Annotated in this window: 17 protein-coding genes; 14 read left to right on the top strand and 3 right to left on the bottom strand. The window is 43.6% G+C overall.

Going from position 1 to position 13,748, the window contains the following annotated elements; translation table 11 throughout:
• The first annotated feature begins 29 nt into the window (after nucleotides 1-29).
• From DV872_RS09010 to DV872_RS08965, 10 genes are all read left to right on the top strand, one after another.
• Entirely contained in the window at nucleotides 30-935 is a 906-nt protein-coding gene (locus tag DV872_RS09010) for a regulatory iron-sulfur-containing complex subunit RicT (protein ID WP_114629594.1), read from the top strand.
• 127 nt (nucleotides 936-1,062) lie between these two features.
• Complete coding sequence (locus DV872_RS09005) at nucleotides 1,063-1,242, top strand: hypothetical protein (protein WP_114629593.1); 180 nt, start codon at nucleotides 1,063-1,065, stop codon at nucleotides 1,240-1,242.
• 112 nt (nucleotides 1,243-1,354) lie between these two features.
• Nucleotides 1,355-1,618, top strand: a complete 264-nt coding sequence (gene rpsT, locus DV872_RS09000; RefSeq protein ID WP_114629592.1) for a 30S ribosomal protein S20 — start codon at nucleotides 1,355-1,357, stop codon at nucleotides 1,616-1,618.
• A gap of 37 nt (nucleotides 1,619-1,655) precedes the next feature.
• A complete protein-coding gene (locus DV872_RS08995; RefSeq protein ID WP_114629591.1) occupies nucleotides 1,656-1,958 on the top strand; it encodes an HU family DNA-binding protein in 303 nt (100 codons plus the stop codon).
• 242 nt (nucleotides 1,959-2,200) lie between these two features.
• Entirely contained in the window at nucleotides 2,201-2,422 is a 222-nt protein-coding gene (locus tag DV872_RS08990; protein ID WP_114629590.1) for a hypothetical protein, read from the top strand.
• Nucleotides 2,423-2,437: 15 nt separating this feature from the next.
• Nucleotides 2,438-2,845: a polymer-forming cytoskeletal protein gene (locus DV872_RS08985; protein WP_114629589.1), complete on the top strand. Its 408-nt coding sequence runs from the start codon at nucleotides 2,438-2,440 to the stop codon at nucleotides 2,843-2,845.
• The gene (locus DV872_RS08980; protein ID WP_114629588.1) at nucleotides 2,835-3,317 is read left to right on the top strand and encodes a CinA family protein; all 483 of its coding nucleotides are present in this window, start codon (nucleotides 2,835-2,837) and stop codon (nucleotides 3,315-3,317) included. The genes DV872_RS08985 and DV872_RS08980 overlap by 11 nt, the downstream gene beginning before the upstream one ends.
• Before the next feature lie 493 nt (nucleotides 3,318-3,810).
• Nucleotides 3,811-5,589 (top strand): transcription termination factor Rho, encoded by a 1,779-nt coding sequence (gene rho, locus DV872_RS08975; RefSeq protein ID WP_114629650.1) that lies wholly within the window; start codon nucleotides 3,811-3,813, stop codon nucleotides 5,587-5,589.
• Between the two features lie 48 nt (nucleotides 5,590-5,637).
• Nucleotides 5,638-5,847, top strand: a complete 210-nt coding sequence (gene rpmE / locus DV872_RS08970; protein WP_114629587.1) for a 50S ribosomal protein L31 — start codon at nucleotides 5,638-5,640, stop codon at nucleotides 5,845-5,847.
• Nucleotides 5,848-6,047: 200 nt separating this feature from the next.
• Nucleotides 6,048-7,631: a methyl-accepting chemotaxis protein gene (locus DV872_RS08965; RefSeq protein WP_114629586.1), complete on the top strand. Its 1,584-nt coding sequence runs from the start codon at nucleotides 6,048-6,050 to the stop codon at nucleotides 7,629-7,631.
• Here DV872_RS08965 and DV872_RS08960 read toward each other — a convergent pair.
• Nucleotides 7,616-8,494 (bottom strand): aldo/keto reductase, encoded by an 879-nt coding sequence (locus DV872_RS08960; protein ID WP_114629585.1) that lies wholly within the window; start codon nucleotides 8,492-8,494, stop codon nucleotides 7,616-7,618. The two genes, DV872_RS08965 and DV872_RS08960, sit on opposite strands and share 16 nt — an antisense overlap.
• A 202-nt stretch (nucleotides 8,495-8,696) precedes the next feature.
• On the opposite strand from DV872_RS08960, the gene DV872_RS08955 reads away from it, so the two are divergent.
• Genes DV872_RS08955 through rnmV form a run of 4 tightly spaced genes read left to right on the top strand, consistent with a single transcriptional unit; the run spans nucleotide 8,697 to nucleotide 12,229 of the window.
• On the top strand, nucleotides 8,697-10,376 hold the full coding sequence (locus DV872_RS08955) for a long-chain fatty acid--CoA ligase (RefSeq protein WP_114629584.1): 1,680 nt from the start codon (nucleotides 8,697-8,699) through the stop codon (nucleotides 10,374-10,376).
• Nucleotides 10,376-11,173, top strand: a complete 798-nt coding sequence (locus DV872_RS08950) for a hypothetical protein (RefSeq protein ID WP_114629583.1) — start codon at nucleotides 10,376-10,378, stop codon at nucleotides 11,171-11,173. Before DV872_RS08955 ends, DV872_RS08950 begins: the two co-directional genes overlap by 1 nt.
• Entirely contained in the window at nucleotides 11,148-11,681 is a 534-nt protein-coding gene (locus DV872_RS08945) for a GNAT family N-acetyltransferase (protein ID WP_158546898.1), read from the top strand. The genes DV872_RS08950 and DV872_RS08945 overlap by 26 nt, the downstream gene beginning before the upstream one ends.
• A 5-nt stretch (nucleotides 11,682-11,686) precedes the next feature.
• Nucleotides 11,687-12,229, top strand: a complete 543-nt coding sequence (gene rnmV / locus DV872_RS08940; RefSeq protein ID WP_114629581.1) for a ribonuclease M5 — start codon at nucleotides 11,687-11,689, stop codon at nucleotides 12,227-12,229.
• Nucleotides 12,230-12,284: 55 nt separating this feature from the next.
• Here rnmV and DV872_RS08935 read toward each other — a convergent pair whose 3' ends face one another.
• Nucleotides 12,285-12,920: a hypothetical protein gene (locus tag DV872_RS08935; protein ID WP_114629580.1), complete on the bottom strand. Its 636-nt coding sequence runs from the start codon at nucleotides 12,918-12,920 to the stop codon at nucleotides 12,285-12,287.
• A gap of 156 nt (nucleotides 12,921-13,076) precedes the next feature.
• The gene (locus DV872_RS08930) at nucleotides 13,077-13,727 is read right to left on the bottom strand and encodes a class I SAM-dependent methyltransferase (protein ID WP_114629579.1); all 651 of its coding nucleotides are present in this window, start codon (nucleotides 13,725-13,727) and stop codon (nucleotides 13,077-13,079) included.
• Nucleotides 13,728-13,748: the final 21 nt, after the last annotated feature.

Genomic DNA, 13,748 nt, shown 5'->3' with positions numbered 1-13,748 from the left:
AAAGTCTTGATAGAATTAGGAGTTCAAAAATGGGATCGGATAAGGACAAGAATAAGGATCACCACAAAGGCGCAGCAGCGCTGGATATAAAGAATTACCCCGATGGTCTTTTCAGGGCCAAAATTATTCATTCAAGTGAGACTGAAGTCTGTCAGCCTCCTCAGGGTGAGACCCTGAAAGATGGAGAGAAGATTATTATCAAGACTCGTTACGGGAATGATATGGTCAAAATTCTGGGGGGATTAACGGATCTTTCGCATATACGTAAAGGTGATATCCGTTCTGTTGTAAGAAGGGTCAGCGAAGATGATCTGAAAAAAGCAGAGTCTTATATCAAGAAGGAAGAGGAAGCTTTTAAGGTCTGCCGTGAGAAAATTGATAAACATAAACTGGATATGGCTCTGGTTTCATCACATTATCTGCTTGATGAGCCCAAGGTTATGTTCTTTTTCACAGCCGAAAACAGAATTGACTTCAGGGAACTGGTTAAAGATCTGGTTTCTATTTTCAAAATGCGGATTGAACTCCGTCAGATCGGTGTTCGTGATGAATCTCGGGTACTGGGTGGACTGGGAGTCTGCGGCAGGGAATACTGTTGTCATAGTCTGACTGACCATCTGAGTCCTGTTTCCATTAAAATGGCCAAGGAACAGAACTTGTCTCTCAACTCCATGAAAATTTCAGGACCATGTGGAAGACTGCTGTGCTGTCTCTCCTATGAATATGACTATTATCAGGAAGAAAAGAGAAAACTTCCCAATGAGGGTGCAAGGATCAGCTGGGATGGAAGCAGCTTCAAAGTAATTGAAGTGAACATCTTTTCCAAGCGGATTAGGTTGATCGGAAGTGACGGCAGGATGCTGGACCTGGGAACCACTGAAATTTCCTATAATAAGGAAAGTCGCAGCTGGGACTTAAATCCTTTAGAAATTTAAGCTTATCTTGTTGACAGTCAATTCAAATCTCTGTTAATATCCATCTGCTAACGAGTTAAGGCCCTTAGGTCCTGAGCTTGAAAAAAATCGGAATGAATTACTCATTCCGGTATAATAGGAGTCAAAAATGGCAGGAGTTAGTAAGAACGCCCGTATCGGATCTGGTACACATAAGTTTGTCCATGCCGAAGACGGCGGCGAAATCAAAATGAAGTCTATTTTTCAGAATGGACGGATGAAACATGTTGCTGAATGCGAAAAATGTAAACGTCAGGAAAGAAGACCCAGCGATTTCATTTTAGAGTAAGTAGTAACCAAATGATTGGCAGAGGGAGTTTCCATCCGGGCAGTTTGTCTGTGAAGGATAACGAAAGGTTATTTCTGTCAGTTAAAAAAAACTAAACCAGGAGGTAGTATAAGTGCCAAATTCACTTGATGCTGCAAAGAGACATCGTCAGAATCTCAAAGCCAGAGCACACAATCGTACTATCCGGAGTACTGTAAGAACCAGTGTTAAAGCATTCGAAATGGCAGTTGAGGCTAAAGATAAAGCCAAGGCTGAAGTTACTTATGCTCAGTTTGTTAAACTGATTGATACTGCAACAGGAAAGGGATTGTATCACAAGAATATGACCGCAAGAAAGAAGTCCAGACTTCACAAAGCTCTTGCAGCAATGGCTTAACGATAACGATCAAATCCTAATTATTTAGAGAAGAGATATGTCAGAAATAAAGCTAACAAAAGCTGAGATAATTGAGCATATTTATGACAATTCATCAATCAGCCGAAAAGATATTCACAATGTGATTGATTCTTTTTTTGAAGAAATAAAAGAAGCTCTGGAAGATGACAGAGTTGTTGAGCTTAGAGGATTCGGAACCTTTGAAATTCGGACCAGAAAAGGTCGGGAGAAAGCCAGAAACCCTAAAACCGGAGAAATCGTGCCTGTTGAAAGTCACGGTGTAACAGTTTTCAGGCCTGGTAAAGAACTGAAAAAACTGGCCTGGCCCCTGCGAAAGTAGGTTGGACAGGGCTTAGATATAGCCTCAGCCGGCATAGCTTTCCATGAGAAAGTTCATACCGATTGATATTTCAAGTAGATCCCGGCATGACCGGGAGCATGAAGGACGCCTTACGGGGCGTTCTTTTTTTTTACTTTGCTTATCCTACCGGAGCCTAGTCCTTAGGGACTAAAGGTCAATTGACAATCCTCATAAGAAGTAGGAGAATAAGGGCAGGGACAAAAATAGTCTGGAGGAAGAGTATGATCTCTGATACAAAAAGAGAAGTGCTTGGTCTTTTTAGTGAAGGCCGTGAACTCTATAAGGGCAGACACTTTTCTGATGCCATGGGTAAATTTGCCGATGCTCTCAAGCTTGATCAGGAGGACGGTCCCTCAAAAGTCTATTATGCCAGGTGCAAAATGTATCTGGATAATCCCCCGCCTCCCGAGTGGGACGGTGTATTTGTAATGACAACTAAATAGGAATATCAAAATATTATGGCACCATCTTTAAAGGATATTGAATCCATTTCAACAATTCTAGGAAATGAAACCGTCTTCAAAGGGACTATGAAGTTTACCAAACCCCTTAAAATTGATGGAAAATATGAAGGACGTATTGAATCAGAAGGTTTTCTCTATATTGAGGAAGGCGCAGAGGTACGTGCAGATATACAGGTTGGCTCCATTGTTATAGGCGGCGTTGTCTACGGTGATATTGAAGCCTCAGAAAAACTGGAAATGCTCTCAACAGGGCAGGTCATAGGTAATATCAGAACTGCCAAGCTTAAGATTGCAGACGGAGTCCGTTTTGAGGGAAAGTGCGATATGATTAGTGATCCCGAATCAATTGATGTTTTTTCAGCACCTGTCACCCAGCTCAAACAAGATCATAATGAGCTTTGAAAAATTAAGCATACCTCTTCTTGATCTCTGTCGTCGTAATAAACTTACGCTGGTGACTGCTGAGTCCTGCACAGGCGGTCTTATTGCCGCTGCCCTTACTGATATTGCAGGAAGCTCCGACGTCGTGTGGGGCGGCTTTGTAAGCTATGCCGATGAAGCAAAGACCCGACTACTGGATGTACCGGCCTCTCTTATTGAAGAGAACGGGGCAGTTTCGGAAGAAGTTGTCCATGCAATGGTTGTCGGCGCATTGAAAAACAGCACAGCCGATCTGGCAGTTGCTGTTTCGGGTATTGCAGGTCCCGGTGGCGGAAGCCCTGAGAAACCAGTCGGTACCGTCTGGATAGCTGCCGGACTTAAAAATAAATCCATTAATGCGGAACTCTGTCATTTTTCAGGAAGTCGTTCCCAGATAAGAAAGGAAACAGTTAACAGAGCCCTGCAGTTATGTGAAAAAGCTATTTTGTCTTAATCCTCCCTTGACAGTGACATCAGCTGATAATATATTGGAAATATAGAACGGTATGCCCCCCAGGCGGGAACAATCCCTTAGCAAGTCTGAATCTTCACTTTTAATCCTTAATACAAGAAAAAATTTTGAAGAAATTGACATATTAGTTATTAATCAAAACTACGTTGGAGAATTTATGGCGATAATCCGGAAGAATCTGGACAATCCTCAGGTAGAGAATGCGGTTTCCGAAACTGCTGATACTCAGAAGGAACTTGATCTGGGGAACGGATCTGATACAGTTGCAGAAGCTTCTGTAGAAAAAAAAGCTAAAGAAAGCAAAACAATTACTGTTAAAAAAACAGCAGTCAGAAAACGCGCTGTCGTAAAAAAGAAAGCTAAGGTCAGCAGTGAAGATGGTGACAGTACTTCAGATAGTAATGAAGAGAGTCCGACTGTTAAGAGAGTCCGGAAGAAGGCTTTACTTGAAAAACCCGCAGCCGAGTCAGCAGAAATATCAGTAGATACTGAAAAACCTGCAGCCGAGTCAGAAGGAAAATCAGTAGATACTGAAAAACCTAAAGATAAACCTTCTGATGAAGGAGCTGCTGATAAAGCAGGAAATACTTCAGCGGCAGAGGTAAGTACTGATGCATCGGAACAGACTTCCGGTATAAGTGAAAAACCTGCAGAAGTATCATCTGATGTTCCCGCAGCCAAAGGCTCTTCTGAAGAACCGAACAAAAGAGACGATAATTCCAGAGACGATAATTCCAGGAATGATAACTCCAGGAACGATAATTCCAGGAACGATAACTCCAGGAATGATAACTCCAGGAATGATAACTCCAGGAATGATAACTCCAGGAACGATAACTCCAGGAATGATAACTCCAGGAATGATAACTCCAGGAATGATAACTCAAGTAGAAGGAATAATTCATTCAATAAGAGAAAAACTGGTAAGAACAGACGGAATGATTCACCAAGGCAGATGAAAAATCAGCCTCTGCCCACCGCAGATCAGCCCACTCTGACTATCAATGATCTCTCTATAATGACAATGCCCGACCTGAGAACCTTTGCCGACAATTTGGAAATTGAAAGAGAAGATCTTATCACTCTGAAGAAGCAGGAAGTTATTTTTACAATACTTAAGTTCCATATTGAAAACCGAAATGGGGTTATATATGCTTATGGAGCTCTTGAGATACTTCCTGACGGATATGGATTTCTCCGTTCTCCTCAGAACTCATATCTACCCGGCAGTGATGACATCTACATCTCTCCCTCTCAGATCAGACTTTTCAACCTGAAGACAGGTGATACAGTATATGGTCAGATCCGTTCTCCCAAGGAAGGAGAGCGCTTCTTTGCCATGCTGAGGGTCGTCAATGTAAACTTTGATGAACCCGATGTGGCCCAGTCAAGAGTCTCTTTTGAGAACCTTACCCCCCTGTATCCTACAAAACGTCTGAATATGGAAACCAAGATTCCAGATCCTTCTACCAGAATGATCAACCTGTTCTGTCCTATCGGATTGGGGCAGAGAGGGCTTATTGTTTCACCTCCCCGATCTGGTAAAACAATGATTCTTCAGAAGATAGCCAATGCCATTACGGAAAATCATCCCGAAGTTCAGCTTATTGTTCTACTTATTGATGAGCGTCCTGAAGAAGTAACGGATATGCAGCGAGGTGTTCAGGGAGAAGTAATCGCATCAACCTTTGATGAACAGTCCAGCAGGCATGTACAGGTTGCCGAAATGGTACTGGAAAAAGCCAGACGTCTTGTTGAGCATAAGAAGGATGTTGTTATTCTTCTGGACTCTATCACCAGACTGGCCCGTGCCTATAACCAGACTGTCCCTACATCAGGAAAGATCCTTTCCGGTGGTGTGGATTCCAATGCCCTGCATAAGCCAAAACGCTTTTTCGGTGCTGCCCGTAATATTGAAAACGGAGGGAGCCTGACCATTGTGGCCACAGCCCTGATTGAAACAGGAAGCCGCATGGATGAGGTTATCTTTGAAGAATTCAAGGGTACCGGTAATATGGAGCTTATTCTGGATAGAAAACTGGCCGACAAGAGAGTCTTTCCGGCCATCAATATAAAGAAATCTGCTACCAGAAAAGAAGATTTGCTTCTTACAAATGAAGAACTTAATAAGATGTGGCTCCTCAGAAAAGTCATGAGTCCCATGGATGATATGGAATGTACTGAAATGATAGTTGACAAGATGAGGAAAACCAAGAATAATGAGGCGTTCTTAAAGTCGATGAATTCGGCATAGGACAATTTAGGCTCTTTGAAACGGAGAGCCGACGGAGGACAATTAGTTATGAAAGAAGGAATTCATCCCAAATATGTGGATGCCACTGTAAAGTGCGCCTGCGGAAACGTTATTGAGACCCGTTCTACCCATGGTGATATGGAAGTTGAAATTTGCAGCTCCTGCCACCCTTTTTACACAGGAAAACAGAAACTGGTAGATACCGCTGGTCGTGTTGAAAGATTCAACAAAAAATACGGAATTAAGAGCAAAGACTGATCTATTCAGATTTGTGATTGAAGAACCGCTCGAAAGAGCGGTTTTTTTTATGCCCTGACAACTGTTCCGATCTCTACCCCGGACCGGCAGGTCTTAGAATATTGGATTTTTATTACTAATTCTATTATAATTCACGAATATAAGGATATTTATTAAAGTATTTATATCCGCATCAGACCCTTCGATCCTGGGAGGTCAATATGAGAAAAATCCAGAATAAAATCATCACACTCGTTATTTCCTGTCTCCTTTTTTTAGGTATATCCATGAGTATCGTGTCTATCCTGCAGATTAAAAAACAGGGCGATCAGAGCCTGGAAACACTCGAATACAATATGAGAAATGAATTCGACAGGATGTCGCAGAATCTTGTTGTAGTTGCCCAGTCTATGGTTGAACACAGTTACGAGCGTCGCGGTGAGCTGGGTGAGGCGGAAGCCATGGAAGAGGCAAAAGAGTACATTAGAAGTCTCAACTACGGTGAAGATGGCTATATCTTTATCTATGACTCCACGGGTATGACTATCGCCATGCTGGGGCAGGACATTGAAGGAACAAGCCGCTGGGATCTCCAGGATACCAGAGGGAATTATCTGATCAGGGATCTTGTGGCAGCCGCAAAGGCGGGCACCGGGTTTACCGAATACTATTTTCCCCGCCCCGGAGAGAGTGAAGCGGCTCCCAAGCGCTCCTATACAGTCTATTTTGAACCCTGGGACTGGTGCATCGGTACGGGTAATTATATTGATGATATAGATGCCCTGATCCTCAATGAAACACAGACACTGGAAAAGGCTCTTGAGCAGACCAGGATGATCATTATATTAGCGGACCTTGCAGTCATTATCATGGCAGGATTGCTTTCCCTGTTTGTGGGAAAGAAAATTGCCGCTCCTGTAGCCTATATTTCCGGTGAAGCAAGACTCATCGCCGAAGGGGATCTCTCTCATGAAATCCATGTTAAAACCAAGGATGAGACAGGGATTCTTGCGGAGGCCTTCAATGATATGATTCTTCGTCTGCGGAGTATTATCACTGATATTTCCGAGGCGTCTGTTGTAATCAATAGGAGTGCAGTGGAGGTGAGTGATTCTTCCCGTCAGGTGGCTTCGGGTGCCAGTGAACAGGCAAGCAGCGCGGAGGAGATCTCAGCCTCCATGGAACAGCTCTCTGCAAATATTCAGCAGAATACTGAACATTCCACAGAATCCAACAGGATTGTCAATCAGGCAGCCAGTGATGCCACTGCAGGCAGTCAGGCTGTAGAAGAGGCAGTGGAATCCATGAAGTTTATCTCCAACAAGATCGGAATCATTGAAGAGATAGCCAGAAACACAAATTTGCTGGCTCTTAATGCGGCCATAGAGGCAGCCAGAGCCGGTGAGGCGGGTAAGGGATTTGCTGTTGTAGCATCAGAAGTGCGTAAGCTGGCAGAGCACAGTCAGGAAGCTGCTAATGATATCACCCAGGTTTCAGCAGATAGTACCAAAAAGGCAGATCTGACCAGAGAGATGATGGACCGTGTTGTTCCGGCAATAAAGAAATCCGCCCAGATTTCAGAAGAGATCCTGGAGGGGAGTAAAGAGCAGGCGACAGGGGCTCAGCAGATCAATACGGCCCTGCTGCAGATGGACGAGGTTATTCAGGCCAATGCCAGCTCCAGCGAGGAGATAGCCGCCATGGCTGAAGAGCTGAAGAAGAAGTCGGAAGATCTGAACTCTGCAGTGAGTTTTTTTCATATTGAAGAACAGCGGGCCCTTATTGATCCTCAGTCTGCTGAGTGAAAAAGGGGTGCCATCGTAAGTTTCTCAGCCATAGCTGCCATCTCTGCATCTGATGGATCAGTTATTTTTCCTTCTGAGAAATCTGCTGCTGCCTGAAGAACCCTGGGTAGAATATCAATATCTCCGGCTGTATTCAGAAAAAGTTGAGGATCAGAGAGAATGTAGGATACTGCCCTGTTGATATCCCCCTGCTCCTCAAGAGGTTCATACCAGGTGGCTCTATTTTGTTTTCCCACCGGCCAGGGTCTGCGGCAGGTTGCTTTGATTGTCTGCATGACAATTTCTTTTTCCATACAGATTTTTTTCAATTCATTGAAGCTTCTGCTGTAATTCTCATTAAGGCTCATGGGGAAATTCCAGGGGAGGAGTACTGAGTCAAAAGGGTGGACTTCAAGGCTCCGTCTATGAAAGTCGGGAGCCTGTACACCGTGTCCAGTTACTCCAAGGAAACGGACCCATCCTTTCTCCTTAGCCTCTATAAAGGCTTTAAGAGCACCATCAGGACCCATTGCGGTCTGCCAACCCTCTTCATCTACAAGTACATGCATCTGCCACAGATCAATTACATCGCTCTGCAGTCTTTTTCTGGAGTTTTCCAGTTCTTTCATAGCCCCGCTGTATGTCCGCATTTCTGTCTTTGTGGCGAGGAAGAATTTATCTCTGTGCTTTGGCATCCATGGGCCTATTCTCAGTTCCGCCTCACCATAGCTGGCGGCAGTATCAATATGATTTATTCCATAGCGGAACAGAAGGTCCAGAGTTCTGTCTGCATCAGCTTGACTGACTTCAGCCAGGGCTGCCGCACCGAAGAGGGTTCTGGTACTGTTGTGAGCTGTTTTTCCGAAAGGGGATTTTGCAATCATGGAAACTCCTTTTTTTTCTTAAAAAATTAAGATTTTTTAATATTTATCAGTCATCTTAATATATTATTCTATGAATAGGGAAATTAAAATACAATGTAGTGTATTTATATGGTATCAATAATGTAGTAGAGGTAAATTTTCTTTCCATTTCTATATTCATGGAATAAAATATTATACAAAACTCTTTGTAGGAGAATGAAATATGAATCAGACACCCTGGGATTTTCTCGCAGACTATAAGGGAAAACAATTCAACGGGACATGGCCCACACTTCCAGAAGTTCTGGAGATTACTGCCGAACGTTATGGTGAGAGAAGAGCCTTTACTGCTTTCGCTCCCGAACTTCTTGAGCTGAACTATAATGAGGTTCTTGCAAAATCCAAGATGCTGGCTCAGTATCTTCACTCCCTTGGAGTTAAAAAAGGTGACAGAGTCGCAGTCACAGGTAAAAACTCTCCCGAGTGGGGACTCGCTTATCTGGGTGTTCTATTTGCCGGTGCTGTTGTTGCACCCATTGACTATGGTCTGAAAGATAAAGAAGTTGAAGGCCTTATGAAGATGGCCGATGTTGATATTCTTTTCTGTGATGAAGAGAAATATGATCATTTCAAGGATAAAAAACTTAAAGCCCTTATCGGACTTTCTCCCGGTAAAGACAGTTATATTATGGATCTTAAGTTCGAAGGGAATGCGGATATAGAGCTTCCTGAAGAAGATGATCTGGCGGCAATCCTTTTTACTTCCGGAACAACCGGTCTTTCAAAGGGTGTTATGCTCACACATTCTAATTTCATAAGCGATGCTTATCAGGCTCAGGCAAACATGAATATCTTTCACACAGATGTTTTTTATGCTCTTCTGCCTCTGCATCATTCCTATTCCATGCTTGCGGTTTTCATTGAATCGCTCTGTGTGGGATCGGAAGTCGTATTTGCCAAACATCTTGCCATAGGCCAGATACTAAAAGACCTGAAGCAGGGTAAGGTGACCATGTTCCTTGGTGTTCCCATGCTTTTCAATAAGCTTATCAGAGGACTCATGAAGGGAATTAAAGAGAAGGGGCCCGTTGTTTACGGTCTGATTCGATTTCTCATGTGGGTCAGTGGGATCATTAAGAAGTACTTTAAGGTGAATCCCGGCAAAAAAATGTTCAACGGTATCCTGGCCAAACTGTCTCTGGATACAAACAGAGTCTGTATCTGCGGAGGCGGACCTCTACCTGCATCAACATTCAAGATGTTTAATCAGCTGGGGATCGATTTTGTTCAGGGATACGGTCTGACAGAGACTTCTCCCATTGTTGCTCTCAATCCCAAAGAAGCCTATAAAGAAGAGTCTGTTGGAAAGATGATTCCAGGTACTGAAACTAAAATCCTCGATCCTGATGAAAAGGGCTACGGTGAGATAGCTCTTAAGGGCTCCATGATTATGCAGGGTTATTATAAGAACGAAGAGGCTACTGCAGATGTCTTTACTGAAGACGGTTTTTTCAAAACCGGTGATGTCGGGTATCTGGATTCAGATAATTATCTCTACCTTACCGGACGTGCCAAATCAATGATTGTTACCGAGGGTGGAAAGAATGTTTTCCCCGAGGAAATTGAAGATAAGTTCCAGCTTTATGATGAAATTGAGCAGATTTTGATCAGAGCTTATGTTCTGGATGCTAAAATGAAAACCGAAGGTGTTGAGGCTTTAATCTATCCCAATCAGGATGCGGAAAATAAGAGCCCTGCTCATTTTCAGACTGTAATAGATGAGGTGAATTCCGGTCTTAAGCCCTATCAGAAAATCGGACGATTTCATATACTCGACGAAGCAATGGAAATGACCACTACTAAAAAAATCAAACGGTTTAAGGTGGCGGTGAAAGAGGATTAATGAATCTTACAATATTTGATTCTGTGGAGGCTCTATCCAGACGGGTAGAGAAGGAAACAGGAAAGCCCGTACAATGGGTACAGGCGGGCGGAATGCCGAGTATGGTTGAAACCAGACCGGCAGCTGAAAATGATGAAGCCCACTATATATATATTTCCGAGGGGTTCAAAGATCCTGAGGGTCAGCATCTGATAGCCTGTAAATGTTATCAGATCCTGAGGATGTTCCGGGAGGAGGAAGGGCAGCGACTGATTCCCTCTTCCGGCAACAGACATTTTACCAATGCAAAGATGCGACTGGCCCTGGATGCCGGGGACAGAGCTGATCTTGCAAAAGCTCTGAATGAGGATGAGATAGTTAAAGCCTGGATTTTCGGTGTTGTGAATCAGCTCATCAGCCAGCCGGCGGATATTTTTATTCAGAAAGCCATCTATGAAGAGATGCCTGAGCTGGGGGAAGCAAGAGTGCTGGTCCTGGAGCAGCAGTTCCGTGATTTCATGGCTGCTCAGAGTGAAGAGGTGAAGCTCTATAGTCCGAAGACCATATATGATGCGTCTCTTATTATGAATGCAGTATATCTTAATCTTCTGGATCGATTTGCAGGTACCTCTTTCATGAGCAGAGTTGACAATCTTCCCCAGAGCCGGAAAATACAGAGGCTTTTAGATGCAACACTTGAAATATCCGATGATACTCCCGCAGGTGACCGCAGCAGAACTGATCTCTGGGCTGAATCCCTCGGGATAAGGGACTGGTATGAATGGATTCCCTATGAGTCCGGAACAGCTCAAGCCTGAGTTTGTCTCCCTTAATCCGGCTTTGGAGCATGAACTTCCTCAGCTGGTGAAAATCTCTGAATTTGCATTTATGGATCATTCTGTAAGGATGTCTCCCTATGAACCGGGAGGGCCTGCTGGATTTGACAGTATTGAATGGCACCGAAAAGCTCTCACTGCCGGTTCCCTATATAAAATATGTATTGGAGATTCTCTCTTGGGAGGCATGTACTTTTCTGAGAAAAAGGCCGGTACAGGCTGGATCAATCGGGTGTTTATTCAGCCTGAGGCTCAGAACAGGGGCATTGGTAAGCGTGTTTTTCAGCTTGTTGAGCAGCAGAATTCACATATAGGGGTCTGGGGGCTGGACACCCCCCGTTGGGCTGTGGATAATCTTCAATTCTATCACTCTATAGGCTACAGAGACAAAGAAGTCCGTTATATACCTGAAGAGGGTTTTGAGCTGGTGATACTGGAAAAGCATATTGATTATTCAATTTCAAAGAGATCAATAAAAGGACAGGCATAGTAATCATGTTGAAAATTCAGGAACTGATTGTCGTTGAAGGTGTAGATGATGTGGATGCCGTCAAAAAAGCCGTGCAGGCTGAAGTTCTGCCTGTTCATGGTTTCGCTGTGAAGTCCAAAAAGACATTAGATAAAATACGTTTTGCCAGTGAACGGGTGGGTGTTATCATTCTCACGGACCCCGATCATGCCGGTGAGACAATCAGAGATACCATTGAGAAAGCCGTTCCTAAAGTAAAGCATGCTTATATTTCCCGGAAAGAGGGAACTAAAAAAGATAATATCGGTGTGGAAAACGCAACACCCGAGGCCATCAGAGCAGCCCTTGAAAAGGCCAGGTTCAAAATGGTTGAGGAGCTGGAAACATTTAATCTGGAAGATATGGATTATTACGGTCTAAGCGGTACTGCCGGTTCAAAGGAAAAGCGCCAGGACCTCGGTCAGATTCTGCATATAGGTTATGGAAACACCAAACAGTTTCTTGCCAGGCTGAATCATTTCGGCATAAGCCGGAAAGAGCTGGAAGAAGCTATCGATTCCCTGAACTGAACAATCATCAATATTCAAATACCGCTATGTTCCCTTCTCAGTTAAATCCCTCATTTTAATTTATGCTGCGTTCATATACGGCCGGCAGTTCTGTTTCTTCAGAAACAGCCGTAAATCCCATATGTTTAAGGTATTGCTGATGACTGCTGCTTCCTGCCTGAGCTGTCATTCGTTCTACTGAACCCAGTTCAACATGGCGCAGAACATAATCAAAGAAGTAGCGGGCATTTGTCCTGTCTCTGTGGCTTGGAATAGAATAATCGATAATGATTTCCCCAGTCTTATTGTTTTCATCAAGACGGTAGAGAATGATGGATACGGGTATGACATCTCTCAGGATCAGACAACCCTTCACCCGATCTTTATCATCTGCATTGAAGTCTGGAAAGAATGAGATTATATCGTCTTTATGAAACTCTATGAACTTCCGTACATAGAGTGATTTTAATCCGTCAACAGCCAGAAAGTCGAAGCGGTCATCCGAATTTCTCATTCGGAAGAGAAACCAGAGATCAATAAAAAAGATAAAACTATTAAGGGCCATAACAGGAACGGCGCCGATCAGAACTCCGTAAGCAGCGAATCCTATGGCTCCCACAGCATTGATGATGCGCAGCCACCTTATATTCTTCTGCATAAGAGAGACTGCAATAATGACCGACATGGCTGTACCGAAATACTGTATCCACATTTTTATTTTCCTTTTGCTACCAGGACAATAGCATTGCTTTGGTAGGGGGGATAGGACCAGGGGCAATAGCCATCGGCCCAGGGGTGTCTATGATAGAGTATAGGATAATAATGATCTGAATCTCAAATTACATTGAATTGCTGTCAGTCAGGGAGACTAGTCCCTGTGAAGGAAGATAACATCCCTATCAGGGAATTCCAGGGTGCAGTCATATTTCTTTGCCAGGTATTCAAATGTCTTTTTGCCGTAGAAACAGATATGACTCTGATCCTGAATATAATGCCATTTTGAGAATGCGGCTTTGTCTATAACCATTTTTGTCATCAGGGCCAGTATGCCTCCGGGATTCAGCATTCCATACATACGGTGAAATTCCACAGCGGGATTCTGAAAATGCTCTACAACTTCTGTGGAGCAGATAAAATCATAACTTTTTTTTAGAGCATTTCTGTCTTCGTTATAGAACTTATCGTATGAAGACATGATGAATCCTCTCTCCTCAAGCATCTTAACGAGAGCCGGTCCAGGGCCGCAGCCGAAATCCAACCCTATTGCTTCAGCTGAGAGGCGGGCTGCCAGGGGCTCCGCCAGGCGAGAGAGGAAACGTCTATACCCTTCATCATAGGGGTCATTCTCATGAAGATCATAGATCCTCTTTTCATCTTCTATATTCAGATGATACTCTGGAGGAACAAAAACCAGGCTGCAATTACTGCAATAGAGATAGATTCGTCTCTTATCATTGAAGTATTCCCGGGATTTTGATGCCCCGCAGAGAGGACAGGAAGCTAAAGATGATGCAGCCATGATATAATCCTATACTTAAAT

This window comes from Oceanispirochaeta sp. M1 (assembly GCF_003346715.1).
In the GTDB taxonomy this organism is placed as follows: Bacteria; Spirochaetota; Spirochaetia; order DSM-2461; family DSM-2461; genus Oceanispirochaeta.
The sequence above is the reverse complement of the archived record's forward strand: the minus strand, read 5'-3'. Positions and strand labels throughout refer to the sequence as shown.